At 74.5% G+C, this 1,272-nt stretch carries 1 protein-coding gene and 2 pseudogenes; 2 read left to right on the top strand and 1 reads right to left on the bottom strand.

What is annotated here, in order from left to right:
• Nucleotides 1-220: pseudogene (locus ACZ58X_RS40220) on the bottom strand (hypothetical protein); the annotation flags it as partial.
• Between the two features lie 249 nt (nucleotides 221-469).
• Here ACZ58X_RS40220 and ACZ58X_RS40215 point away from each other — a divergent pair.
• Entirely contained in the window at nucleotides 470-982 is a 513-nt protein-coding gene (locus ACZ58X_RS40215; protein WP_470338519.1) for a SigE family RNA polymerase sigma factor, read from the top strand.
• Nucleotides 975-1,272: pseudogene (locus ACZ58X_RS40210) on the top strand (hypothetical protein); the annotation flags it as partial. The gene ACZ58X_RS40215 and the pseudogene ACZ58X_RS40210, both read left to right, overlap by 8 nt.

The following is a 1,272-nucleotide window of genomic DNA, read 5'->3' as shown; positions in this document are numbered from 1 at the left end:
CGCCCGACGCGGCCGGGGTGGCAGGCGCGCTGGTGACGGACGAGCCGCCGCCGGTCGCGGCGGAGGGCGCAGGGGTGGGCGCAGCGGAGGGCTGGCCCTGGGCCGCGGGGGTGGCCGTGGGAGTGGGGGTGGGGGTGGAGCTCGCGGCGGTGGCCACTCCCCCCGCAGTCGCGATGACCGCGGCGGTGGCGGCGATGAGCGTGATCGGGCGGATGCGCATGAATCCGTGTCCTTTCCTGCGGGCGTCCGATTGATGCCCGCATCCCGGTACGCCTCCCGACGCCCGGCCGGTCGCACCCGGCACACGTGATCCAGGTCATAGACCGTGGGTGCAACCCCGGGGCGGAGCTCGTGCGTACAAGGCGGGAGGCTCCGCCCAGGACACACGGCTCCACCGCCGCCGAGGAGTGCTTCCTCGCGAGCCGCCCGTGCCGCGAACTGACGGAGAGCCCCGGAGGAGAGGCCCTTGATGACGCCACAGGAGTTCGACGCGTTCTACGCGGCGTCCTTCTCCCGCCTGACCGGGCAGCTCTACGCGCTGACCGGCAACTGGTCCGAAGCGCAGGACGTGGTCCAGGAGGCCTTCATCCGCGCGTGGGACCGACGGCGCACCTTCAACACGGACCACGCCCCGGAGGCATGGATCCGGACCACGGCCCGGCGGCTGGCCGTCTCCCGCTGGCGGCGGCTGGCCCGGGGCCTGCACCTGGCCGGACGCCATCACCACCGGGAACCACCCACCGTCGAACCGCCCACCGAGGAGCACCTGATGCTGGTCACCGCGCTTCGTGACCTGCCCGAGGCACAGCGGAGCGCCCTGGTCCTGCACCACATGTGCGACCTCTCCGTCGACCAGGTCGCGGCCGAGACCGGCGCCAGCGTCAGCGCCGTCAAGAGCCGCCTCGCCCGCGGCCGGACCGCGCTCGCGGCCAGACTCACCGACCGCACCCCGACCAGCGAGGAAGGAAAGCTCCGTGTCTGACCCCGTCCACGACCCCATCCACGACACCCTCCACGACACCGTCGGCGACCGGTTGCGGCTGCTCGGCACGCAGCTGCCCGCGCCGGCCCTGCCCGCTACGGAGATCCGCCGACGCGCCGACCGGCGCCGCCACCGCCGGTACGCCCTGGGCGCGACCGCGGCCTGCACCGCGGCAGCGCTGTGCCTCGTCCTCCCGTCCGCGCCGCACCCACCGGGACCACAACGACAAGCGGTCACCACCGACGCCTCCCCCGTGTCGGCCTCCCCCAGCCCCTCGGCCGCTTCGGGCA

The sequence above is a fragment of the Kitasatospora sp. NPDC040550 genome (genome assembly GCF_055594965.1).
Note: the sequence above shows the minus strand (reverse complement) of the source record. Positions and strands in the feature narration are given on the sequence as shown.

Bases quoted from the DNA above. Each gene is read 5' to 3' on its own strand.
- ACZ58X_RS40215 (WP_470338519.1), top strand. From the start codon at position 470: ATGACGCCACAGGAGTTCGACGCGTTCTACGCGGCGTCCTTCTCCCGC.